The organism is Burkholderia sp. MSMB1826 (genome assembly GCF_001526325.1).
Taxonomy (GTDB): domain Bacteria; phylum Pseudomonadota; class Gammaproteobacteria; order Burkholderiales; family Burkholderiaceae; genus Burkholderia.
The window spans coordinates 1-23,470 of the sequence record NZ_LOYN01000043.1 but is presented as its reverse complement, the minus strand read 5'-3'; the positions used below and the strand labels follow the sequence as shown (position 1 = coordinate 23,470).

At 64.4% G+C, this 23,470-nt stretch carries 24 protein-coding genes and 2 tRNA genes; 6 read left to right on the top strand and 20 right to left on the bottom strand.

Features of this window, described 5'->3' with window-relative positions; genetic code table 11:
* Positions 1–122: 122 nt before the first annotated feature.
* From WS95_RS23845 to WS95_RS23835, 3 genes are all read left to right on the top strand, one after another.
* Positions 123–839 (top strand): YdcF family protein, encoded by a 717-nt coding sequence (locus WS95_RS23845; RefSeq protein ID WP_059826522.1) that lies wholly within the window; start codon positions 123–125, stop codon positions 837–839.
* 208 nt (positions 840–1,047) lie between these two features.
* The gene (locus tag WS95_RS23840; RefSeq protein ID WP_034207109.1) at positions 1,048–1,320 is read left to right on the top strand and encodes a hypothetical protein; all 273 of its coding nucleotides are present in this window, start codon (positions 1,048–1,050) and stop codon (positions 1,318–1,320) included.
* Positions 1,321–1,456: 136 nt separating this feature from the next.
* Complete coding sequence (locus tag WS95_RS23835; RefSeq protein WP_034207108.1) at positions 1,457–1,714, top strand: hypothetical protein; 258 nt, start codon at positions 1,457–1,459, stop codon at positions 1,712–1,714.
* Positions 1,715–1,760: 46 nt separating this feature from the next.
* Here the strand turns inward: WS95_RS23835 and WS95_RS23830 are convergent, their stop codons facing one another.
* The 4 genes from WS95_RS23830 to WS95_RS23815 all read right to left on the bottom strand — a co-directional run bounded on the left by WS95_RS23830 (position 1,761) and on the right by WS95_RS23815 (position 4,853).
* Positions 1,761–2,051, bottom strand: a complete 291-nt coding sequence (locus tag WS95_RS23830; RefSeq protein WP_059826520.1) for a putative quinol monooxygenase — start codon at positions 2,049–2,051, stop codon at positions 1,761–1,763.
* A gap of 533 nt (positions 2,052–2,584) precedes the next feature.
* The gene (gene bamC / locus WS95_RS23825; RefSeq protein ID WP_059785435.1) at positions 2,585–3,793 is read right to left on the bottom strand and encodes an outer membrane protein assembly factor BamC; all 1,209 of its coding nucleotides are present in this window, start codon (positions 3,791–3,793) and stop codon (positions 2,585–2,587) included.
* 140 nt (positions 3,794–3,933) lie between these two features.
* A tRNA-Pro gene (locus tag WS95_RS23820) sits at positions 3,934–4,010 on the bottom strand.
* 129 nt (positions 4,011–4,139) lie between these two features.
* Positions 4,140–4,853 carry a class I SAM-dependent methyltransferase gene (locus WS95_RS23815; RefSeq protein WP_059785432.1) on the bottom strand — a complete coding sequence of 238 codons (714 nt, stop codon included), beginning with the start codon at positions 4,851–4,853 and terminating at the stop codon, positions 4,140–4,142.
* Positions 4,854–5,246: 393 nt separating this feature from the next.
* On the opposite strand from WS95_RS23815, the gene WS95_RS23810 reads away from it, so the two are divergent.
* Positions 5,247–7,457 carry a hypothetical protein gene (locus WS95_RS23810; RefSeq protein WP_059826765.1) on the top strand — a complete coding sequence of 737 codons (2,211 nt, stop codon included), beginning with the start codon at positions 5,247–5,249 and terminating at the stop codon, positions 7,455–7,457.
* Between the two features lie 82 nt (positions 7,458–7,539).
* On the opposite strand, the gene WS95_RS23805 is transcribed toward WS95_RS23810, so the two are convergent.
* The 14 genes from WS95_RS23805 to WS95_RS23740 all read right to left on the bottom strand — a co-directional run bounded on the left by WS95_RS23805 (position 7,540) and on the right by WS95_RS23740 (position 20,995).
* Positions 7,540–7,953 (bottom strand): MerR family transcriptional regulator, encoded by a 414-nt coding sequence (locus WS95_RS23805; protein WP_034207104.1) that lies wholly within the window; start codon positions 7,951–7,953, stop codon positions 7,540–7,542.
* Between the two features lie 58 nt (positions 7,954–8,011).
* The gene (locus tag WS95_RS23800; RefSeq protein WP_006486093.1) at positions 8,012–8,398 is read right to left on the bottom strand and encodes an integration host factor subunit alpha; all 387 of its coding nucleotides are present in this window, start codon (positions 8,396–8,398) and stop codon (positions 8,012–8,014) included.
* A 73-nt stretch (positions 8,399–8,471) separates the two neighbouring features.
* Positions 8,472–10,901 (bottom strand): phenylalanine--tRNA ligase subunit beta, encoded by a 2,430-nt coding sequence (gene pheT / locus WS95_RS23795; RefSeq protein WP_059826518.1) that lies wholly within the window; start codon positions 10,899–10,901, stop codon positions 8,472–8,474.
* A 96-nt stretch (positions 10,902–10,997) separates the two neighbouring features.
* Positions 10,998–12,011 (bottom strand): phenylalanine--tRNA ligase subunit alpha, encoded by a 1,014-nt coding sequence (pheS, locus tag WS95_RS23790; RefSeq protein ID WP_059826516.1) that lies wholly within the window; start codon positions 12,009–12,011, stop codon positions 10,998–11,000.
* A gap of 148 nt (positions 12,012–12,159) precedes the next feature.
* Complete coding sequence (rplT, locus tag WS95_RS23785; protein WP_004192938.1) at positions 12,160–12,519, bottom strand: 50S ribosomal protein L20; 360 nt, start codon at positions 12,517–12,519, stop codon at positions 12,160–12,162.
* 30 nt (positions 12,520–12,549) lie between these two features.
* Positions 12,550–12,747: a 50S ribosomal protein L35 gene (gene rpmI, locus WS95_RS23780; RefSeq protein WP_004191477.1), complete on the bottom strand. Its 198-nt coding sequence runs from the start codon at positions 12,745–12,747 to the stop codon at positions 12,550–12,552.
* A 190-nt stretch (positions 12,748–12,937) separates the two neighbouring features.
* Positions 12,938–13,462 (bottom strand): translation initiation factor IF-3, encoded by a 525-nt coding sequence (gene infC / locus WS95_RS23775; RefSeq protein ID WP_071734130.1) that lies wholly within the window; start codon positions 13,460–13,462, stop codon positions 12,938–12,940.
* Between the two features lie 49 nt (positions 13,463–13,511).
* A complete protein-coding gene (thrS, locus tag WS95_RS23770; RefSeq protein WP_059826513.1) occupies positions 13,512–15,419 on the bottom strand; it encodes a threonine--tRNA ligase in 1,908 nt (635 codons plus the stop codon).
* Between the two features lie 268 nt (positions 15,420–15,687).
* Positions 15,688–15,764, bottom strand: a tRNA-Val gene (locus tag WS95_RS23765).
* 84 nt (positions 15,765–15,848) lie between these two features.
* A complete protein-coding gene (locus WS95_RS23760; RefSeq protein ID WP_034207100.1) occupies positions 15,849–18,083 on the bottom strand; it encodes a RelA/SpoT family protein in 2,235 nt (744 codons plus the stop codon).
* Between the two features lie 39 nt (positions 18,084–18,122).
* The gene (locus WS95_RS23755) at positions 18,123–18,476 is read right to left on the bottom strand and encodes a RidA family protein (RefSeq protein WP_027784253.1); all 354 of its coding nucleotides are present in this window, start codon (positions 18,474–18,476) and stop codon (positions 18,123–18,125) included.
* Between the two features lie 76 nt (positions 18,477–18,552).
* Positions 18,553–19,449: an alpha/beta fold hydrolase gene (locus WS95_RS23750; RefSeq protein ID WP_059826509.1), complete on the bottom strand. Its 897-nt coding sequence runs from the start codon at positions 19,447–19,449 to the stop codon at positions 18,553–18,555.
* 198 nt (positions 19,450–19,647) lie between these two features.
* Positions 19,648–20,289 (bottom strand): CoA transferase subunit B, encoded by a 642-nt coding sequence (locus WS95_RS23745; protein ID WP_059785420.1) that lies wholly within the window; start codon positions 20,287–20,289, stop codon positions 19,648–19,650.
* A gap of 1 nt (position 20,290) precedes the next feature.
* A complete protein-coding gene (locus tag WS95_RS23740) occupies positions 20,291–20,995 on the bottom strand; it encodes a CoA transferase subunit A (protein WP_012363722.1) in 705 nt (234 codons plus the stop codon).
* Positions 20,996–21,215: 220 nt separating this feature from the next.
* Between WS95_RS23740 and WS95_RS23735 the strand changes: the two genes are divergently transcribed.
* The gene (locus WS95_RS23735) at positions 21,216–21,761 is read left to right on the top strand and encodes a LuxR C-terminal-related transcriptional regulator (RefSeq protein ID WP_012328362.1); all 546 of its coding nucleotides are present in this window, start codon (positions 21,216–21,218) and stop codon (positions 21,759–21,761) included.
* A gap of 124 nt (positions 21,762–21,885) precedes the next feature.
* Here WS95_RS23735 and WS95_RS23730 read toward each other — a convergent pair whose 3' ends face one another.
* Together WS95_RS23730 and WS95_RS23725 are read right to left on the bottom strand one after the other, a co-directional pair.
* Positions 21,886–22,326, bottom strand: a complete 441-nt coding sequence (locus WS95_RS23730) for an acyl-CoA thioesterase (protein WP_034207097.1) — start codon at positions 22,324–22,326, stop codon at positions 21,886–21,888.
* Between the two features lie 32 nt (positions 22,327–22,358).
* A complete protein-coding gene (locus tag WS95_RS23725) occupies positions 22,359–23,141 on the bottom strand; it encodes an SDR family oxidoreductase (RefSeq protein ID WP_011545236.1) in 783 nt (260 codons plus the stop codon).
* A gap of 107 nt (positions 23,142–23,248) precedes the next feature.
* Between WS95_RS23725 and WS95_RS35135 the strand changes: the two genes are divergently transcribed.
* Positions 23,249–23,470, top strand: a 222-nt coding sequence (locus WS95_RS35135; protein WP_226111393.1) for an FAD-binding protein, incomplete at its 3' end; no start/stop codon positions are given.

The following is a 23,470-nucleotide window of genomic DNA, read 5'->3' as shown; positions in this document are numbered from 1 at the left end:
GCGAGCCGGGCGGGGTCTCCGCCCGCCGAAACCGCCACCGATTCTGGAGGCCGACGTTGTTCGGCGTCGCGTCAGGGCCGTATCGTCAGCCGTCCATAAAAAGACACCATACCCCAATCAAATTGATTCTGTTCGATTCATTTGTACTTCTCTTCATCGGTTTCATGCTCTTCCGCAAGCAGCGTCGAACCATTGCCATCGCCGCCGCCGCGCTGTTCTGGCTACTGGCGACGGGCTGGCTCGCGGCGCCGCTCATCGCCTGGTCCGAGGCCGGCGTCACGCCGGTCGAACACCCCGACATGCATGGGCGAACCACGCTGATCCTCATCGGCGCCGGCACGCACCGCACCGACGCGGGATTGCAGCCGCCGCCCGACGGCGTCGCGCGCATCCACAAGGTCGCGGCGCTCTATCGCACGTGCCGGCAGCAGGCCGAACGCTGCACCGTGGTGATGTCGGGCGGCGACCCGCAGCATCACGGCGACACCGAGGCGGCCGTCTACGGGCGCCAGCTCGTCGCACAAGGCGTGGCGCCGTCCGACCTCGTGCTCGAACCGAACAGCCGCACAACCTACGAAAACGCGAAATTCACTGCATCTATACTACGCTCACAGTATGACGACGCGCGCGTTCTCGTCACGTCGTCGTACCAGATGCGCCGGGCGCTGCTCGATTTCCGCCGTTTCGGCATCGATCCGCAGCCCGTTTATGCGAACATCCGACGCGCGCAGACGGGCTGGTTGCCGCGCTGGCGCAATGTGGCGAACGCCGAGCAGGCGCTGCACGAGCTGGTCGGAATCTCGCAATTCCACGTGTATCGCTGGCTCGGCTGGTTCTGACGATACCGCGAAAATCGCTGCACCACCGCGGATGGCAGATGCGTGACGAAGTGCGCGAAGTGTTGCGCGACTTCAACGGGGCCTTGCGTCGTGCGCCGATCCGATGCACATTGATCCGTCACTTTTGTTACACTCGACACGCACTCGATTGCAGTCGCCAGACAAAACGGCACACTCGGGTTCATCACCACTTAGCGGAGGTAAAGCAATGAAGAAGACGTCCCTGGCTATCCTGGTAGCGATGTCGGCGCTGACTGGCGCAGCGTATGCGCAAGAGAGCACGCAGATCCAGACCATCACCGATCCGGCCAAGATCGCCGAGATCGAGCAGCGTGCACAAGCGCTGCAACAGCAGCAAGCGGCCGAAGCGGCTCAGCCGGCGGCGCAGGAAGAGCATCACCACGGCAAGAAGGCTGCGCATCACAAGGCAGCGAAGAAGGCCGGCAAGAAGGCGAAGGCTGCAGACGCTGCCAGCCAGTAAGTTCGGCGGCACCGCACCAGCGACAAGCCGAATCCGGGCAACCGGGTTCGGCTTTTTTGGTTGCGGCGCCCGCGCGCTGTGCTAAAGTCGCGCACCGAAATTTTCCACCCGTGCGCACCCCGGTGCGGAGGACAGCATGAGTAACATTCAACTCGACATCGAGTGGACCGAAGCCGCCACTCGCCGGATCAAGCAACTGATGCCCCGCGGCTCGGACGACGCGTTTCTCGCGCTGCCGCCGATCGAGTGCCTGCCGATGGAGGGCGACGTGCTGTTCCTCGGCCCGCAAGGCAAACAGGAACCGTTCATCGTTGCCGAGCGCCAGTATCACCATGACGGCGACGCCGACTGGACGATCATCCTGATCCTCGACGTACCCAGCGCGTCGCACTGACGCGCGGCCGCGACCGGACACGTCCGGTCGCTCCACCCCGCTCGACTCAGACGAGCTTCGACAGCACGCGGATTTCGGAACGTTCGATCCAGTCCGCGGCCGCTTCGCGATAAGCGAGAATATGCGCGGAACGCGCATGAGCGGCCAGCGCCTCCTCGCTCTCCCAACGCTCGACGAATACGAACCGCGCGGGCTCCTTCAGATCCCGGTGCAGGTCGTACTGCAATGCGCCGGCTTCGTTGCGGGTCGGCTCGACGATTCCCTCGAGCGCGGCACGCAGTTTTTCCTCGGCGCCAGGCTTCGCCACGATCAGCGCCACGACTACAATTTCCGCCATTCCCGCCTCCTCCTTCCGAAAAAGTCCGAGAATACGCGAATCTCGCACCGCGCATCGGCTACGCCGAGACGGCATGACGACGGCACCAAAAAAATAGCCCGCGCTTCAGAGAAGCGCGGGCGAAACCGTCGCCCTACGAGGATAGGCGACGGGGCCATCGAGATCCGCACGCTGGCGCGGATCGTCATCTGTTGCGCCGGCGCTTGTCGCGTCGGCATGTGAAGGCATCGAGACCGTTGTTCGGGCGCTCGCGGCGCACTCCCGGACTCTGACGCCATCCTCCCTGTTCTAACGATTCCCACCTATAAAGCAGGTTACGTGCCAGGCATCGAACGCCCAACATTCCGTTGATTTATAAGGACAATTTTTTAGATCAGCGACAATGTGACACTTGTTTTGTCGTCGTAACGCTCGGATGTTACGTAACGTCACGACGCGGGGTCGAACCACTCGCCGCGCCGCGCGCCAGCGCGCAGCCATGAAAAAAGCCCGCCGGAATGGCGGGCTTTTCAAGGATGCGGGAAACGCCGGGATCAGCGGAGCTGATTCACGAGCAACCCCATGATCTGACGAGCCGGCGACGACGTATCGATAGCGCCCGAATCGTCGACGACCGCGACGCGCGTCTGATCGGCCGTGAGCGCCTTCACGTTGACGCGATACTGCTTCGCCTGCTTTTCCTTCTTGCCGTGGAACAGTTGGCTCCAGAAACCCTGCTCGGCCGAGCTCAGATCCTTCGGATCGACGTAGCGCACGAAATACAGGCCCTTCGAGCGATCGCGATCGTCGACCGTGAAGTTCGCGCGATCGAGCGCGAGACCGACGTGCAGCCACGACCGGTCGTACGGCTCGCCGAGCGTGACTTCGGACGGCACGGCCGCTTCGGCCGCGTCGTTGCCTTGTGCCGACGTGCGCGAAACGTTCTGCGCAGCGATCGCCGCGGCAGCCTTCGACGACGCGTCGGCATCGGCCTTCTTGTCGCTCGGTACCGCGTTGTCCTTGATGTTCGCGATCGGCGGTTCGCCGTTCTTCGCGCGTTGCTCGTTCTGCGCGAGCACGGCCATCAGCCGCTTCAGGTATTCCGTCTCGAGCGCGGGATCGTTCGGCTTCGGTTCCCATTTGCTCGAATCGTTGTTCGCGCCGGTGATCGCCTCGCGCATCCCCTTCTGGCTGATGAACACGTAGGTACCGCCGTTCGGCGCCGAATCGAGACGCGTACGGTACTTGTTGCGCTCGGCCGTCACGTACGAATTACCCATCGCCTTCGAGATCACGCTGCGGATCAGGCCGTCGTTGATCTGCGGATGGGTTTCGTTCCAGTCGGTTTCCATCACGCCCTTGTCGCGCTGGTCGACGACGAGCAGGAAGCCCTGCTCCTGCCAGAAACGGCGAACCTGCGGCCAGATCGCGGCCGGCTGCTTGCCGTCGATCACGAGCCAGCTTTCGGTGCCGTCGCGCTGGATATGCATGCCAGCCACGGCCGGCGCGACGGTGTCCAGCGCGGGCGCGGCCTGCTGGACCTGCTTGAGCGCGGACAGGGAAGTCGCGCCGCCCTGGGGCGGCAGCGAACGCTGATCGGCCGTCTCGTCGAGCATGTTGGGCGGCACTGCGAGCGACGCTTCCTTCGATTTCGAATCGCTCTTGTAGTCCACTTTCGTGGGCGACGACGTACCGCAACCGGCGACGAGCGCGCCGGTGGCGAGCACTGCAGCGAACCGCATGGTAAGACGAAGATCAGTCATGTTCGGGGAATCCTCTTCCGCTAAATCACGGCGCTTTCCGTGGATCAACCTTGCATTTTACCGGGGCCACGCCGCGATGTGCAAAAAAGCGACGGCCATGAAAAAACCCGCGTCAGCCTGAGCTGACGCGGGTTCTTGTCTGGTCGGGGCGAGAGGATTTGAACCTCCGACCACCTGCACCCCATGCAGGTACGCTACCAGGCTGCGCTACGCCCCGAAAGAAAAAAATTATAACAGACAGTTCCTCGATTTAGAACGGGTCGCATGCATTTTGTGAATGTTCTCGTGAAATTTTTTGGCGCGATGGCGCCGATGCAAGCAATCTGCGGCGCCGGCCCCCTTTGCGTCACGGCTTGCGCGCGACGCAGATGACCGTCAGGCCGCCGACGCGATTGAAGCGGAACATCGGCAACTCGATGCGGCAGATCGTCTTGAGCAAGCCGTTGACCAACGGATGATGACGACGCAATTGCGACGCAGGCTCGCGCGGATGCGAGCGCGCGCGCTCGCCCAGCCGCAGCGCGGCCGCGAGCGGAAATGTGAGACCGAAATAATATGCGCCGTGCTCGACGTCGAGCCCCGCACGCCGGGCCACGTCCTCGAGGCCGCCGAGCGTATACCTGCGCTTGTGCTCGAGGAAATCGTCGTGGCCGCTCCACAGGAACTGGAACGCCGGCACCGTGATCAGGAACCGGCTGCCCGGAGGCGCCCCCTTCACATACTGCGTCAGCAGACCGACATCGTCGTCGACATGTTCGAGCACGTCCATCAGCAACACGAGATCGGCATCGAATCGATCGACGGACCGCCGAAAATGGATGGGCTTGCCGGCCGCCTCGCCGTCGCTGTCGTCGGCGTAGCTCGTATCGACGCACCAAGCCTCCGTCGCCTGCGTGCACTCGAGCAGATGCTTCGAGAAAAAACCGGAACCCGCACCGACGTCGAGTATGCGGTTCGCGCCCGACGCGCCCAGGAACCGGCGAACTGCGCTCGCCTTCGACGCGTAGTACCAGTGGTCACCCACCCCCGCACCGAGTACGTCGACTTCCTTCAGGTCCATGGCGCTTCCCCGTGATGGCTGCCGTGTTTGTGATATCGAACCTGCCATTGATGCCGATCTTACCTCGCGGCCAGCGTCGATCGTATCCGTCGATGCCCGGGGCCGCGCCGTTCGGGCATCGGGTGAAACCCGCGCCGGCCAAGGCCGGTCGCGGGTTTTCAGGGCCGCTTCGACAGACGCCGACCGCCGCGCCGGACAAACCAAACGACCGTTTGATCCAGCCGCCCATCCCCCGCGAATCCATTGTCTGGCCGCGCGCCGGCGCGCCGCGCCCGGGCGCCCGTTGTTTGGTGACGCCGCTCTAGCGCGCTATGACACACTGCACGGCATCGACGCTCGCGCCGTGCAATGGCGCGCACCGCCGTCGATCAAGACAAGACATGGAGACAGACGATGCGGAATGCGGTCCGGCGCGGCCATCGCTCGCCTTTGGCAATTTTCGACTGGGTTTCCGGCCGGCGACGCACGGCCGCCGCGGGGTCGCGCACGACATCCCGCGTGTTCGGCTGCGGCGCGCTGGCGCTCGCGCTGCTTTGCACCGGCTGCGCGGAATCGGCTGCGCAACGCGACAGCAATACATCCGGCGCGTCGACGAAGATCGAGCGCACCAAGGCCGAGCGGCTCGCGCACGAGCAGCAGATCGCGCGTACCGTGCCGTCGCTCGCATCGATCAGCCTCACGCAACCGCGCCCGTTCACGCTGCGCGACTCGGGCCAGAACGGCGCGATGACGTTCCTGCGCGACGTCGATTTCCGCGTCGTCAACAACCTCGGCTTCTTCATCCATCAGTTGTCGGCCACGCTCGTACCGACGCAGGCCGGCGCGCCGATCGTGTTCGACGACCCGACGAGCTTCGAGATCGACGTGCACGAAGGCACGGTCACACTCGACGACGCGAAGCTGACCGCCCTCTTCAACACCTATATCTTCGGCTATCGCAACGCGCCGCTGCGCAAGCTCGCGGTGTCGGCCGGCGACGGCGTGATCCATCTGCAAGGCGAGATGCAGCGCGACGGCTGGGTACCGTTCTCGCTGACCGGCACGCTCGCGATCCGCGACGGCAGCCAGCTCGTCTTCCACCCGACCGGCGTGCGCGTGTCGGGCATCAACGCACAGCCGGTGATGCGCGCGGCCAACGTGAAAATGGCAGACCTGCTGAAGGTGCAGACGCCGATCGCGCAACTCGCCGGCGACGATCTCGTGATGGCGGTCGACAAGCTGATGCCGCCGCCGCGCCTGAAACTCACGATCACCGCCGTGCGCGTGACGCCGGCGGGCCTCGACCTGAAGCTCGACGACGGCACGCATGCCGGCTTCGCGATGCCCGCGAATGCACCGCAGCAGGCGATGTACATCCGCGGCGGCGACGTGAAATTCATGCGCTCGATGCCGATGAACGCGGATATCCTGATCGGTCCGATCGACGCGTCGAGGCGCGACCAGACGTTCGTGTTCGACCTGTATCACTATCGAGACCAGGTGTCGGCCGGCTACTTCAACTTCGACGAAAGCGGCGCGATGGCGATCCGGATGCCGTCGTATACGGGCCCGGCCAGCGGCGCACTGCTCGGCAACGCGGCGGCGCGCCTGAACGACAGCTTCCTCGCCGCGCAGCAAAATACGCTGCGCGACGTGCGGCAGCACTGGGAAGCGTACGCGCTCGCGGCGGACGCGGTGCGGCCCGGCATGCAGAAGGTCGCGATGCGTCGGACGTCGACGACGCCGTTCAACGAACGGCACGTGTCGAACCGCAACCCGACGATCCACCTGCGCAACGTCGACTTCAACCTGTCCGACGATATCGGCTTTCATGTCGAGGATCTCGACGTGGAGCTCGTGTCGAAGCGCCCGGGCGAACCCGTCGATCTCGACGATCCCAACCAGTACGACATCCGCATTCTCGGCGGCACGGTCGTCGAGTCGTGGAAGGCGATGTCGGCGCTCTTCAACAATTACCTGCTCGACTATTCGCCGCGTTCGCTGAACGATCTGCAGTTGAGCGCGGACGGCCAGGATCTGCGCGTCCGGGGCGGCATCAAGCTGTGGAATCACGTGCCGGGCGTCTGGCTGCCGACCGACATGAAGGGCTCGCTGACGGTGCTCGACGACCGCCACCTCGCATTCAAGCCGTCGCAGGTATCGGTGCTCGGCATCCCTCAGGCGACGCTGCTGCGCTCGCTCGGCATCGAGCTCGCGTCGCTGACGCCGTTGCAGCGGCGCGGCGCGGAACTGCGCGGCGACACGCTCGTGCTCGACCAGTACACGGTGTTCCCGCCGCCCGTGCTGAACGGCAAGCTCGGCCAGGCAACGGTCGAGCGCGACGGATTGCGGCTCACGTTCCGGCGCGCGGCGGGTGCGCCCGCGCCGAAGCGGCCGCAGATCGACGCGCCGAGCTACATGTGGATGGAAGGCGGCGACATGAAGATGTTCAACGTGCTCGAACTGAACGTGCGCGCGCTGATCCGGAATTCGGCCGAGGCCGGCCCGATGCGGTTCGACCTGTACGGGTATCGCAGCCAGGTCGCGCAGGGCTCGGTGCGGATGCTGCCGGACGGCACGCTGGTCGTCGACATGGGGCGGAAGAATCCGCTCGCGTCGCGCTGATCCGCGTGCAGGACACGCATGAAAAAAAGCCCGGTGGCAGGTCGCCAACCGGGCTTTTCAATGCATCTTGCGCGCCGTGCGCTCAATCGTGTTTCAGTCCATCGATCACGTCCAGCAACGCCTGCCGCAACGCGATGACGTCGACGGTTGCGCCCGGCTTGATCGCCCCGCGCGCATCGACGGCCCGCGCATCGGGTTCGACCGGCTCCGCCGCGGCCCGCTCGCTGCCCGGCGAATCGAGCCGGTTGCGCGCACCGTTGATCGTGAAGCCCTGCTCGTACAGCAACTCGCGAATCCGCCGGATCAGCAGCACTTCGTGATGCTGGTAATACCGACGATTGCCGCGCCGCTTCACCGGCCGCAGCTGCGTGAATTCCTGTTCCCAGTAACGCAGCACATGTGGTTTGACCCCGCACAGTTCGCTGACTTCGCCGATCGTGAAGTAGCGCTTCGCGGGAATCGGAGGCAAGACGACTTTCTCAACCGTGGTGGTCATCGTCGGTTAACCGTCGGTAAAGGGTGCGCGGCGGCCGCGCGGGGCGTGGGCGCGCGTATTACTCCGCGCCGTTTTCGACCAGCGCCTTCAGCTTCTGGCTCGCGTGGAAGGTTACCACCCGGCGGGCCGCGATCGGAATCGCCTCGCCCGTCTTCGGATTGCGGCCCGGACGCTGCGGCTTGTCGCGCAACTGGAAATTGCCGAACCCCGACAGCTTGACGCTTTCGCCGTTTTCGAGCGCGTCGCGGATCACTTCGAAAAACGCCTCGACCATGTCCTTCGCTTCACGCTTGTTCAGCCCGACGCTGTCGAACAGCAGCTCCGCCAGTTCCGCCTTCGTCAGCGTCGGCGTCTCGGTGGACGCCGGCGCCGAAGCGTCGCGGTTCATCGCGCTGCGTTGCGCCGTCAGGAGGGCTTCGAATTCACTCGAGGTCATGTCGTTCATATCTGCCATACAGCGCGTTGAATCAAAACTTACGATGGAAACAAGCCGCCCGCGAACGGGCCGGCCCCTCTCCTTAGCCGCGCAGGCGCGCGCCGGCACGAGCCATCCGCTCGACCAGCGTCTGGATCGCCTGATCGACGATCTCGTCCTGCAGCGTGCCAGCTGCGTCCTGCAGCGTCACGCGGAAGGCAAGGCTCTTCTCGTTCGCGGCAAGACCACCGGAAGTGTTTGATTTTGCACGAAATTCGTCGAAGAGTACAACCTTCTGAACGAATCGGCAGGCCTCTTCGGCAAGCGCCTTCTTCATTTCGTCGAAAAGTGCCTGAACCTCGACCGCCTGATCGACGACAACGGCGATATCGCGACGGACCGGCGGGAATTTCGACACGTCGGTCGGTGCGGGCAACGCACGTGCAGTCAGCGCGTCCGCATCGATCTCGAACATCACCGGCGCGTGCGGCAACTCGTACTTCTGCATCAGGCGCGGATGCAGCTCACCGATCCAGCCGACCGCGCGGCCATCGACTTCGATGCGTGCGCTGCGGCCCGGATGAAGGGCCGGATGCTCGGCCTTCACGAAGCGTGCAACCGCCGGCGCGAGCAGCGCTTCGAGATCGCCCTTCACGTCGAAGAAATCGACCGGGCGGGTCGCCGCGCCCCATTGCTCGTCGAGTGCCGGACCGTACGCCAGCGCGCCGACGCGCTTCGGCTGCGCGTGACCTTCGACCGCCAGCTCGCCGGCCTTCACCGACGGATCGGCGACGAACACGCGCCCCGATTCGAACACGCGCACGCGATCGGCGCGGCGGTTCAGGTTGTGACGCAGCACGGCGATCAGGCTGCCGAACAGCGTCGTGCGCATCACCGAAAGCTGGCTCGCGATCGGGTTCAGCAGCCGGATCGGGTTGTCGTTGCCCGCGAAATCGTGCTCCCACTCCGCATCGACGAAGCTGAAGTTGACGGTTTCCGCATAGTCGCGCGCGGCGAGCGCGTGACGGATATCGTGGATCGAACGCCGCGTCTCGTGGGTCGCGCGCATTTCGCTCGTCGCGACCGGCGGCCGCGCCGGGATCTTCTCGAAGCCGTAGATGCGCGCCACTTCCTCGATCAGGTCTTCCTCGATCTCGATGTCGAAGCGGTGCGACGGCGGCGTGACGAGGAACGCGTCGTCTTCACGCTCGAACGGCAGCCCGAGGCGCGTGAAGATGTTCGCGATCTCGTCGGCGTCGATCTTCACGCCGATGATGCGGTTCGCGCGCGACACGCGCATCTTCACCGGCGCGCGCTGCGGCAGGTTCACCGCCTGATCGTCGACCGGGCCGGCCTTGCCGCCGCAGATCTCGAGGATCAGTTGCGTGATGCGCTCGACGTGCTCGACGGTCGTCGCGTAATCGACGCCGCGCTCGAAGCGGTGCGCCGCATCGGTCGAGAAGTTGTACTTGCGCGCGCGGCCGCGGATGCTGTCCGGCCACCAGAACGCGGCTTCCAGATAGATGTTGGTCGTATCGAGCGTGACGGCCGTGCTGTCGCCGCCCATGATGCCGGCCAGGCTTTCGACTTGAGCGGCGTCCGCAATCACGCCGACCGTTTCGTCGAGTTCGATCGTGTTGCCGTTGAGCAGCTTCAGCGATTCGCCGCGCTTGCCCCAGCGCACTTCGATGCCGCCGTGGATCTTGTCGAGATCGAACACGTGCGACGGGCGGCCGAGTTCGAACATCACGTAGTTCGAGATGTCGACGAGCGCGGACACGCTGCGCTGGCCCGAACGCTCGAGACGCTCGACCATCCACTGCGGCGTCTTTGCGCGCGCGTTCACGCCGCGGATCACGCGGCCGGAGAAGCGGCCGCACAGATCGGGCGCGGCAATGCGCACCGGCAGCGTTTCGTCGAGCTCGACCTTCACCGGGCGAATATCGACCGGCGTCAGCGGCGCGCCGGTGATCGCGGCCGTCTCGCGAGCGATACCGAACACCGACAGGCAGTCGGCCTTGTTCGGCGTCAGCTTGATTTCGAAGATCGTGTCGTCGAGATTGAGGGTGTCGCGGATGTCCTGGCCGACCGGCGTGTCTTCCGGCAGGATCAGCAGCCCGCTGTGATCCTCGGACAATTTCAGCTCGCGCGCCGAGCACAGCATCCCCTGGCTCTCCACCCCGCGCAGCTTCGACAGCTTGATCGCGAACGGCTTGCCGCCCTCTTCCGCCGGCGGCAGTTCCGCGCCGACCAGCGCGACCGGCACCTTGATGCCCGGCGCCACGTTCGGCGCGCCGCAGACGATGTTCAGCGTCGCGCCGGTGCCGGCGTCGACCTGGCAGACATTGAGCTTGTCCGCATCCGGATGCTTGACGACTTCGAGCACGCGGCCGACGACGATCTTCGACGTCGGCGGCGCAGCCTTGCTCAGCGATTCGACTTCGAGCCCCGCCATCGTCAGCGCGTGCGACAGTTCGTCGGTCGTCAGCTGCGGGTCGACAAAGGTTCTCAACCAGGATTCAGGGAATTGCATGGATGTCTACGTTCGAAACAGGTTAGATCGACGCCCGGGCCCCTCGGAAACGTCCGTCGGGGCGTGCGCGGGCACAGGTCGGCGCGGCGAGCGGCGTTATGCGAACTGGCGCAGGAAACGCAGGTCGTTCTCGAAGAACAGCCGGAGATCCTGCACGCCGTAGCGCAGCATCGTCAGGCGCTCGAGGCCGCTGCCGAACGCGAAACCGATGTAGCGCTCGGGATCGAGGCCCATGTTGCGGATCACGGTCGGATGCACCTGCCCCGAGCCGGAGATCTCGAGCCACTTGCCGGCGTTCTTGCCGTGCTCGAACATCATGTCGATCTCGGCCGACGGTTCCGTGAACGGGAAATACGACGGGCGGAAGCGCACGAGGATGTCGTCGCGCTCGAAGAATTTTTTCAGGAAGTCGGTATAGACGCCCTTGAGATCGGCGAAGCTGATGTTTTCGTCGATCCACAGCCCCTCGACCTGATTGAACATCGGCGAGTGGGTCGCATCGCTGTCGACGCGATACGTGCGGCCCGGCGCGATCACCTTGATCGGCGGACGGTTCATGCGCGCATAACGCACCTGCATCGGGCTCGTGTGCGTACGCAGCAGCAGCTGGCGGCCGTCGGCATCCTTGCCTTCGACGTAGAAGGTGTCCTGCATCGAACGCGCCGGATGGTTCTCCGGGCTGTTCAGCGACGTGAAGTTGTACCAGTCGGTCTCGATTTCGGGGCCATCGGCCACATCGAAACCGATCGAGCCGAAAATCCGTTCGACACGCTCCCACGTGCGCATCACCGGGTGCAGGCTGCCGGCGCCGGCGCCACGGCCCGGCAACGTCACGTCGATCGCTTCGGCGGTGAGGCGCTGATTCAGCAGCGCGTCGGCCAGTGCCTGGCGACGGGCGGTGAGCGCGGCTTCGACCTGCTGCTTCGCGACGTTGATGCGTGCGCCTTCGGTCTTGCGTGCTTCGGGATCGAGCTTGCCGAGGCCCTTGAGCAACTCGGTCAGCGCACCCGATTTACCGAGAAATCGCGCTTTCTCGTTTTCGAGCGTGGTGATGTCGGCAGCGTGTTCGAAGGACTGCTGCGCGTCGGCGACAATCTGGTCCAGATCCATAGATCCCATCATTTCCAACGTCATTCGGTCTTGGCGAGCGAAACCGCCCACCAAACAAAAAAGGGGCTCGGAAGAGCCCCGTTTTCGCTGCAGCGGCCGAGACTACCGGAACCTCGCTGCAACTAACCACGCAGTGCTAATTTCGCAATTAGGCTGCAACGGCGGCTTTCACCTGCTTGACGATCGCAGCAAAAGCAGCCTTGTCGAACACCGCCATGTCGGCCAGCACCTTACGGTCGAGTTCGATCGACGCCTTCTTCAGGCCGTTGATGAACACGCTGTAGGTCATGTCGTGCTGGCGAACTGCCGCATTGATACGCGTGATCCACAGTGCACGGAACACACGCTTCTTGTTGCGGCGATCGCGGTACGCGTACTGACCAGCGCGCATCACCGCCTGCTTGGCGATGCGGTAGACGTTATTGCGGCGGCCGCGATAACCCTTGGCCAGGTTGATGATCTTCTTGTGGCGGGCCCGTGCGGTTACCCCACGTTTGACTCGAGGCATGTTTCTCTCCTTGGAGTATCAGTTGAGGGGTTACGCGAACGGGAGCATCGCGCGGACGGAGTTCAGATCGGAATCGTGAACTGCCGTTGCGCCGCGCAGATGGCGCTTGTTCTTCGTGGTTTTCTTGGTCAGGATGTGGCGCTTGAAGGCTTGACCGCGCTTGACGGTACCGCCCGGACGCACCACGAAGCGCTTTGCAGCGCTCTTCTTGGTCTTCATCTTAGGCATGACGAACAACTCCAGTTTATTAGATGGCGATGGGTGTGCGGTTGGCTTGCGCCCTTGACCCGCCCTTCGAAACCCAGTCCACTTGTGTACGGCGACCCGCTTGCGCAGCCGCCGTCATTGTTGGCGCGCCGCCCGGACCGGGCAGCGCGCCGAACCACTGTCGAACCTGCGCGCGATGCGCGCGGGCCCGTTACTTCTTTTTCTTCGGCGAGAGCACCATGATCATCTGGCGCCCTTCCATCTTCGGCATCTGCTCGACCTGGCCGACTTCCTCGAGATCCGTGCGCAGACGCTCGAGCATCCGCATACCGATTTCCTGGTGAGCCATTTCGCGGCCGCGGAAACGCAACGTGATCTTCGTCTTGTCGCCCTCTTCGAGGAAGCGCACGAGATTGCGGAGCTTGACGTTGTAATCCCCGTCATCGGTACCCGGGCGGAACTTGACTTCCTTCACCTGGATGACCTTCTGCTTCAGCTTCGCTTCGTGCTGCTTCTTCGATTCCTGGTACTTGAACTTGCCGTAATCCATCAGACGGCAAACCGGCGGCACCGCTTGCGGCGCGATTTCCACCAGGTCAACATCCAGTTCTTCCGATTTACGGAAAGCGTCAGCGAGTTTTACGATACCGAGCGGTTCGTTCTCGATCCCGACCAGGCGCACTTCCGGCGCAGTGATTTCACCGTTGATGCGGTGCGACGACTTATCAGTAGCGATGTTACGTTTCCTCTAAAAATTAAAAAAACGAGCCGCGCTGCCAGGGCGGTTACTTGAACGAGCGCAGGTTTTCCTGCAGACGCTCAACGAAGGCTTCGACCGGCATTACGCCAAGATCGACGCCGCCACGGGCACGCACGGCTACCGTTTGCGCATCACGCTCCTTATCGCCCACGACGAGGAGATAAGGCACCTTTTCCAGCGTGTGCTCGCGTATTTTATAGCTAATCTTCTCGTTGCGCAAATCGGCCGCCACTCTAACCCCTTGTTTTTGCAACGATTGGGCCAGGGACTGCGCATATTCGGCCTGACTTTCGGCGATATTGAGCACGATTGCCTGGTACGGCGCGAGCCAGACCGGCATTGCACCAGCATGGTGCTCGATCAAAATGCCGAGGAACCGCTCCATCGACCCGACGATCGCGCGATGCAGCATCACCGGCCGGCGGCGGCTGTTGTCTTCCGCCACGTACTCGGCGCCGAGGCGCTCCGGCAGCACCATGTCGAGCTGCAGCGTGCCGCATTGCCATGAGCGGCCGAGCGCGTCCTTGATGTGGTACTCGATCTTCGGGCCATAGAACGCGCCCTCGCCCGGCAGCTCTTCCCACGTGAGGCCGCAGGCCGTCAGCGCATCGCGCAGACCCTGCTCGGCGCGATCCCACGTCTCGTCCGTGCCCGCGCGCTGGTCAGGGCGCAGCGACAGCTTGATGTCGATGTGCTCGAACCCGAAATCCTTGTACACGCTCATCGCCAGCGTGTTGAACGCGATCGACTCGGCGATGAACTGCTCTTCCGTACAGAAGATGTGCGCATCGTCCTGCACGAAGCCGCGCACACGCATCAGGCCGTGCAGCGCGCCCGATGCCTCGTTGCGGTGGCACGAGCCGAATTCCGCGTAACGCAGCGGCAGGTCGCGGTACGAGCGCAGGCCGTGCTTGAACACCTGAACGTGGCCCGGGCAGTTCATCGGCTTGATCGCGTAGTCGCGCTTCTCCGACTCCGTCGTGAACATGTTCTCGCGATAGTTCTGCCAGTGGCCCGACGCCTCCCACAGCGAACGGTCCATGATCATCGGCGTCTTGATCTCGAGATAGCCGGCTTCGTTGACGCGGCGGCGCATGTACTGCTCGACCTGCTGCCACAGCGCCCAGCCCTTCGGATGCCAGAACACCATGCCCGGCGACTCTTCCTGCATGTGGAACAGGTCGAGCTGCTTGCCCAGCTTGCGATGGTCGCGCTTTTCCGCCTCCTCGAGCATGTGCAGGTACTGATCCTGGTCTTCCTTCTTCGTCCAGGCCGTGCCGTAGATGCGCTGCAGCTGCTCGTTCTTCGAATCGCCGCGCCAGTACGCGCCCGCGACCTTCATCAACTTGAAGACCTTCAGCTTGCCGGTGGACGGCACGTGCGGGCCGCGGCACAGATCGGTGAAGCCGCCGTGCGAATACAGCTTGATTTCGTCGCTTTGCGGGATCGACTCGATGATCTCGGCCTTGTACTTCTCGCCGATGCTGCGGAAGTAACCGGCCGCCTCGTCGCGCGACACGACACGGCGCGTGACCGGCTCGTCCTTCTTCGCGAGTTCCTGCATGCGCTTTTCGATCTTTTCCAGATCTTCCGGCGTAAACGGGCGGTTGTACGAGAAGTCGTAATAGAAACCGTTGTCGATCACCGGGCCGATCGTCACCTGCGCGTCCGGATACAGTTCCTTCACCGCGTACGCGAGCAAGTGAGCGGTCGAGTGGCGGATGATGTCGAGGCCGTCGGCATCCTTGTCCGTGACGATCGCGAGCGACGCGTCGCGATCGATCACCGTCGACGTATCGACGAGCTCGCCATCGAGCTTGCCGCCCAGCGCAGCCTTCGCCAAGCCGGGACCGATGGAGGCCGCAACCTCGGCAACTGTCACCGGATGCTCGTATTGTCGAACTGAGCCGTCAGGCAAGCGTATCGAAACCATAGCAATCTCCGTGATGCCGACAGTGGGCGGCAGACCAGGTACGCGAGTCGAACTCACGCGGGAAAATTCGCGACAAAAAAAATGCGGCCCCGCTTTCGAGGGGCCGCATTCGATACTTCACTCAACTGAAAGGGCGAAAACGTTCCTCGACTAGCGTCGCTCCGAAGTGGTTTCGGTCAACGTTCGCGGTGTCATAACCGTATTCGCCTTGTTCGCGTTGAGTTGTGTACTGCATCGAACACCCGGAAGCCGGGCATTCTCAATTCGTTGGTAGGCTCGATTGGACTCGAACCAACGACCCCCACCATGTCAAGGTGGTGCTCTAACCAGCTGAGCTACGAGCCTAGAGAAGCTAAGATTATATGGAGTTGCTACCGGCTTGGCAAGTGTTTTATGCGGTTGCAGCAAAATAACGCTGTTCCAACCCCATCACGATTTTCGCCCTGCCCGTACGACGCCCTGCACCTCACCGAGCAGCGTGCACGCGCGCTGCACCTGCGCCGAATTCGATACCTCGACCGTGAACTGCATGAATGCCGCATTGCGGCGGCTCTGCGTCTTCACGCCCACGACGTTGATCTTTTCCCGCGCGAACACTTCGGAGATATCGCGCAGCAATCCTTGCCGGTCGCTCGCCTCGATCATCAGGTCGACCGGATAGACGGACGCGCCGCGCCCGCCCAGCACGTCGGCCGACCAGGTCGTCTGCAGCACGCGCTCCGGCGCGCGCTCGACCATCCGGCGAAACGTCGGGCAGTCGGTGCGATGAATCGACATCCCCTTGCCGCGCGTGACGAACCCGCTGATCGGATCGGGCGGCGCCGGACGGCAGCAACGCGCCAGTTGCGTCAGCAGCGCGTCGACGCCCACCACCAGCACGCCGGTCGACGCGCCATGCGCGACGCTCGCGCCGCTGCTGCGCTTCTCGAAATCGGCCGGCGCCTCGGGCGCCGGTTCCGGCGGCGGCGCATCGGACAGCGCGTGCTCGACGTTGCGCAGGCTGAATTCTTCCTTGCCGACGACCGAGAACAGCTCCTCGGGCGACTTGAAGCCGAGCTTCGCGGCGAGATGGTCCAGATTGACCGACGTCTTGCCCTCGCGCTGCAGCGTCTTTTCGACGAGCGCGCGGCCGTGCGCGACGTTTTCTTCCTGCTCGATCGAGTTGAACCACGCACGCACCTTCTGCCGCGCGCGCGAGCTCTTCAGGTAACCGAGCTGCAGGTTCAGCCAGTCGCGCGACGGCCCGCCTTCCTTCACCGCGACGATCTCGACCGTCTGGCCGTTCGCGAGCGACGTGTTCAGCGGCACCATCACACCGTCGACGCGTGCACCACGGCAGCGATGGCCGAGCTCGCTGTGCAGGTGATACGCGAAATCGACCGGCGTCGCGCCCTGCGGCAGCGCGATCACGCGCGCCTGCGGCGTCAGCACGTAGATGTGGTCGTCGTCGAGCGACGTTTCGCGCAATTGCGCCCACGCCTGGTCGCCCGACACTTCGGCGCCGTCCTCGACGTCGTCCTTCCACGCGAGCAACTGGCGCAGCCACGCGATCTTCTCGTCGTACTTGTCGCTCGCCGAGAACTGGCCGCCATAGCCGCGCGCACCGGCCTCCTTGTAGCGCCAGTGTGCCGCGACGCCATACTCGGCGAAACGATGCATCTCCTGCGTGCGGATCTGCACTTCGAACGCACGGCCGTCGTCGCCGATCACGACCGTATGCAGCGACTTGTAGCCGTTCGGCTTCGGCCGCGAGATGTAGTCGTCGAACTCCTTCGGCACCGGCTGCCACAGGTGATGCACGATGCCGAGCACCGCGTAGCAATCCTTGATGTCCGGCACGATCACGCGAAACGCGCGCACGTCGTACAGCTCGGAGAAATCGAGCTCCTTGCCGCGCATCTTGCGCCAGATGCTGTAGATATGCTTCGGCCGGCCGCTGACGTCGGCCTGGATGTTCGCCTCCGCGAGCTCGTGCTGCAGCCGCGCGATCGCCTGCGTGACGTACGCCTCGCGCTCGATGCGCTTCTCGTCGAGCAGCTTCGCGATCCGCTTGTAGGTGACGGGATCCTCGAAGCGGAACGCGAGATCCTCGAGCTCCCACTTCAGTTGCCAGATACCGAGACGATTCGCGAGCGGCGCATAGATCTCGAGCGTCTCGCGCGCAACGTCCGGCGGCGGGTCGATCTTCGCGGCCGCGTAGTAGCGCAGCGACTGCAACCGCGACGCGAGCCGGATCAGCACCACGCGGATGTCCTGCGCGAATGCGAGCAGCATCTTGCGCAACGCCTCGATCTGCGTACGCCGCTCCTGCGCCGCGTCGCGCCCGGCGTCGGGCTTCGCGTTCTGCGCGACGCGCAGGCTGACGGTGCCGAGCCGCAACAGCTTGCGCACGTCGAACACGAGCCGCGCGACTTCGTCGCCGAAACGCTCGGTCAGCTCGCGCTCGGGGTCGCTCAGGTGCGGCGTCAGCACGAACAGCGCGGCAGCCTGCATCGCGGACGGATCGACGTTCAGCGTGCGCATGATCGCCGCCGTGCCCGCCGAGTGATCGGCGAGCAGCTCGCCGGACGACAGGTGCGCATCGCCGGCCCGCTCGCGCACGAACGCGAGCACGTCGTCGAACGACGGCGCCGCGACGGAGGATGCGGAAACGGATTCGGTCATTGCACGGCCTGCCGGAATACGGTCATCGTCGGATAACGCTCAGCTCCGCTGCGCGGCGACGACGACGATCTCGACGAGCAGCGCCGGATCCGCGAGCTTCGCCTCGACGGTGGCGCGCGGCGGCGTGTTGCCCTGCGCGACCCATGCGTCCCACTCCGCATTCATGCCTTCGAAGTTCGCGAGATCCGAGATGTAGATCTGCACCGACAGCAGATGCGCCTTGTCGCTGTTCGCTTCGGCGAGCAGGCGGTCGATGTGGCCGAGCACTTCGCGCGTCTGGCCGCGGATGTCCTGCGTGGTGTCTTCGGCGATCTGGCCGGCCAGATACACGGTGCCGTTGTGGATCGCGGTTTCGGAGAGACGGGCCCCGACGTGGTGACGAATGACTGCCATGAAATGTTCCGGTCGTGATGAGTGAGGAATCGGGCGGCACGGCCCGCGTGCCGCCGAACCGCATATTATGACGCGTTTAGGCGTCGCCTTCGACGAAAAACCGCCGCGCGAGCGCAATCTGGTCGGCGCTGACGAACGCCGGCGCGTGGCCCGCCCCCGGGATCTCGACCTGCGTCACATGCCGGCCGCGACGGACCATTTCGGCCGCCGTCTCGCGCGACAGCAAGTCGGACGTCTCGCCGCGCACGACGAGCAGCGTCGCATCCGTCGTCTCGATCGCGCGCCACAGCGCGGCCTCGCCGAGCGCGGCCAGCTCCGGCGTCGTCGCCTTGAACGGCTCGGCGATGCGCGGATCGTAGCGCATCGTCCAGTCGCCTTCGGGCAGTTGGTGCAGCAGCGGCCCGTTGATCTCGCGCCACTCGTCGGCGCTCAGCGCACCGAACGGCAGCGACAGCGACGTCAGGTAGTCGATCCCCTCCTGCTCGGTCGCAAAGCGCGGCTGCACGCCGAGATACTCGCCGATGCGCGTCAGCGAATCGGGCTCGATGCGCGGGCCGACGTCGTTGACGATCATCTGCCGCAGCGGCGAACCGGGCAGCCCGGCGAGCGCCATGCCGATCAGGCCGCCCATCGACGTGCCGAACCAATCGACCGACTCCACGTCGAGCCGCGCGATCAACGTCACCATGTCGGCCACGTACTGCGGAATCGCATAGAGCCGCGGATCGGCCAGCCGGTCGGACCGGCCACGCCCGGCGACATCGGGGCAGACGACGCGATACGTATCGGACAGCGCGGCGGCCAAGCGGTCGAAATCGCGCCCCGAGCGCGTCAGGCCGTGCACGCAGACCAGCACGCGCGGATTCGCGGGATCGCCCCATTCCGTATAGGCAACGTGGTGAAGACCGGCGGCGCTCGCACACTGCACGCGTCGCTGACGGGGAACCGGGGAATTCGCTGAAGTCGTTGGCATCGTTGGCATCCTGTCGAACGAGGGGCGGACGCGCGGGGCAACACTTGCGACGCCCGATGCAAACGATTGTAAACCGCTTCCGCCGGACGGGTCGGCCCATCGGGGACCCAACAGGCTGGCCGTCGACGCGCAATGACGAACGCCCCGCATGCCGTCGTCCGGCATGCGGGGCGTCGGACGCGTGCCCGTGCGGTGAACTTATGCCACGGCGCTGACGTCGAGCGGCGCGCCCGTCTTCGCCTGGATCTCTTCCGCGCTCACGCCGTCGGCGAGTTCGAGCACCTTCAGCCCGTCCGGCGTCACTTCGATCACGCCGAGGTCGGTGATGATCAGATCGACCACGCCGACACCCGTCAGCGGCAGGTTGCATTCGTCGAGAATCTTGTGCTGGTCGCCCTTCGCGACGTGCTCCATCAGCACGACGACGCGCTTCACGCCCGCGACGAGGTCCATCGCGCCGCCCATCCCCTTGATCATCTTGCCCGGGATCATCCAGTTCGCGAGGTCGCCCTTCTTGCTGACCTGCATCGCGCCGAGGATCGCGAGATTGATGTGGCCGCCGCGAATCATCGCGAACGAATCGGCCGACGAGAAGATCGACGAACCCGGCAGCGTCGTGACGGTCTGCTTGCCGGCGTTGATGAGATCGGCGTCGACTTCGTCTTCGGTCGGCGACGGCCCGATGCCGAGCAGGCCGTTCTCCGACTGCAGCCAGACCTCGACGCCTGCCGGCACGTGGTTCGCGACGAGCGTCGGCAGGCCGATGCCGAGGTTCACGTAGAAGCCGTCCTGCAGTTCCTTCGCCGCGCGTGCGGCCATCTGGTCACGATTCCAGGCCATGTCAGTCTCCTTTCGCGCGTACGACGCGTTGTTCGATGCGTTTTTCAGGCGTCGCGTTCAGCACGATGCGCTGCACGAAGATCCCCGGCGTATGAACCTGGTCCGGATCGAGCGTGCCGTTCTCGACGATCTCCTCGACCTCCGCCACGGTGATCTTGCCGGCCATCGCGCACATCGGGTTGAAATTGCGCGCGGTGCGGCGGTAGATGAGGTTGCCCGACTTGTCGGCCTTCCACGCCTTGACGAGCGCGACGTCGGCCGTCAGCGACGGCTCGAGCACGTAGTGGCGATCGCCGAACTGGCGCGTTTCCTTGCCTTCCGCGATCACGGTGCCGTAGCCGGTATTCGTGAAGAACGCGGGGATGCCCGCGCCGCCCGCGCGCAGCTTTTCGGCGAGCGTGCCCTGCGGCGTGAATTCGAGCTCGAGTTCGCCGGCCAGGTATTGGCGCTCGAACTCCTTGTTCTCGCCGACGTACGACGAGATCATCTTCTTGATCTGGCGCGTTTCCAGCAGCAGGCCGAGGCCGAAACCGTCGACGCCCGCGTTGTTGCTGATGCAGGTGATGCCCTTGACCGCCGAATCGCGCAACGCCGCGATCAGCGCCTCGGGAATCCCGCACAGGCCGAAGCCGCCCACCGCGAAGGTCTGTCCGTCGCGGACGATCCCCTCCAGCGCGGCAGCCGCGCTTGGATAGACTTTGTTCATCAGTTGTCCCTTCCTCTATGGAAACCAGCAAAACCGGTTCACGCGCCACGTGGCGCAAGCCCGCCGCACCATTCTATGCAAGCGCGGCAATGCCTGCGTCGAGGCGCGCTGTTTTTATGTCGCGACATACCGCCGCGAGATGCCTGAAAGGGTACGATGTGACGCCGATGCGGCACAATACGCAAAAATACATAAGCATTTGCCTCCGCTTGCCCGCGCCATGCCCGATCTCGATTACCAGACCGCCTTCCACCTCGCGCCGCTCGGCCTCGTGCTGTCGCGCGATCGCGTGATCGAGGACTGCAACGACGCGCTCGCGTCGATCTTCCGCTGCGCGCGGGCCGACCTGATCGGGAAGTCGTACGCGGTGCTCTACCCGTCGACGGACGAATTCCAGCGGATCGGCGAGCGCATCGCACGCGTGATGGTCGCGAACGGCGTCTACTCGGATGACAGAATCATGAAACGCGCGGACGGCGAGCTGTTCTGGTGCCATGTGACGGGACGCGCACTCGACCGCACCGCGCCGCTCGCGGCCGGCGTCTGGACCTTCGAGGACTTGAGCGCGACGCGCCGCGTCGCGGTCGAGCTGACCCCGCGCGAGCGCGAGATCGCCGCCCAGCTCGCGACCGGCAAGACCAGCAAGCAGATCGGGCGCGTGCTGGACATCAGCTCGCGCACGGTCGACATCTACCGCGCGCGGCTGATGCGCAAATACGGGACGAACAATACGCCGGAGCTGCTGCAGCGCCTGCTCGGGCAGTGAACGCGCATTGCGTGACGGCGCTCCGATGACGATCGGCCGCACATGGCGGCCGATCGGGGGAAACATCGAAAAACGCGCACGGCACGCCACCGGCGATCCGGTGCCGGCGCGCCGGCAGCCGCGCTCAGCCGACTTTCGTCGCGAGCGCCTGCTCGATCGTGTCGCGCAGCAGTTGCGGCAGCGGCACCGACTTGCCGAGCGCGTAGTCGACCCACACGCAGCGCGCGTTGCCGCGTGCATAGACATGCCGCGGATCGTCCGCGCGCGTGAGCTCGAAACCGGTGTCGAAACTGCTTCGGCCGGGCTTCGCGGCCGACATCTTCGCGATCACGTCGCCCGGATAGTGCAGTTGCTTGAGGAATTCCATCGACGCGGTGACGATGACGGGCCCCTGCCCCTCGCCGTTGCCGCCGGCGATGCCGAGCGCCTCGAACCACGAAATCCGCGCCTGCTCCATGTAGCGGAAATAGACCGTGTTGTTCACATGGCCGAACGCGTCCATGTCGCCCCAGCGGATCGGCATCGACATCTCAAAAACGGGTGAGTAATCGCTTGTTGCGCTCATTGCAGTCTTCTTTGTTGCGGAATGTCATCCGCTCACGCGAGGCCGAAACCGTCGTCGGCGGAGATGATCGAGCCATTGATGAACTGCGACTCGTCGGCCGCGAGCAGCAACAACAGCCCATCGAGATCCTGCGGCTTGCCGACGCGCCGGCGCGGCAGCATCGACTGCAGCTTCTGGCCCTGCTCGGTTTCCCACAGGTAATGATTGATTTCGGTATCGATATAGCCCGGACAGATCGCGTTCACGTTGATCCCGTGGCGGCCCCACTCCAGCGCCATCGCGCGCGTCATCTGCACGACCGCGGCCTTGCTCATCGCGTACAGCCCGATCTGCGGGAACACGCGCAGCCCGGCCACCGACGCGATGTTGATGATCCGGCACGGCGGCTTGCCGTTGCCGCCGCCGTTCGCGCGCATGATCATCCGCTTCGCGACTTCCTGCGCGACGAAAAATGCGCCGCGCGTGTTCGTATCGAACACGAACTCGAAATCCGCCGGCGTCACGTCGACGAGCTTCTGCATCGTCGACACGCCGGAATTGTTCACGAGGATGTCGATCGTGCCGGCTTCCGTCTCCGCATGCGCGACGGCCGCCTTGATGCTCTGCACGTCGGTCACGTCGAGTGACACGACGTGCGCGGCACCGCCCGCCGCCTCGATCTCCGCGCGCAGTTCCTTCAGGCGTTCGACGCGGCGGCTCGCGAGCACGACCTTCGCGCCGGCCTGCGACAGCACCTGCGCAAAACGCTGCCCCAGGCCGCTCGACGCGCCCGTGACCAGCGCAACCTTGCCTTCCAGATTGATCGATCGACCCATTTGCCCATCCCCTTTCGATGTCGTTTCGCCAGCCCGGGCGGCACAGCCCGGGCGGCATTACCCTAGCACAAAAAATAGAACGATCGTGCTAATCTAGCTGCATGTTGTTGCGGCAAGCGTTTCGTTTCGCAGACAATACGCTCCCGAATAAAAGCATTCTAACGGTTAGAGGAACGCCAATGACCCCCGCAAGCCTCATCGAGCAATACGGCCCGCGCGAATCGATGGAATACGACGTCGTGATCGTCGGCGGCGGCCCCGCCGGGCTGTCGGCGGCGATCCGGCTCAAGCAGCTGGCCGCCGAGAAAGGCACCGAGATCGGCGTGTGC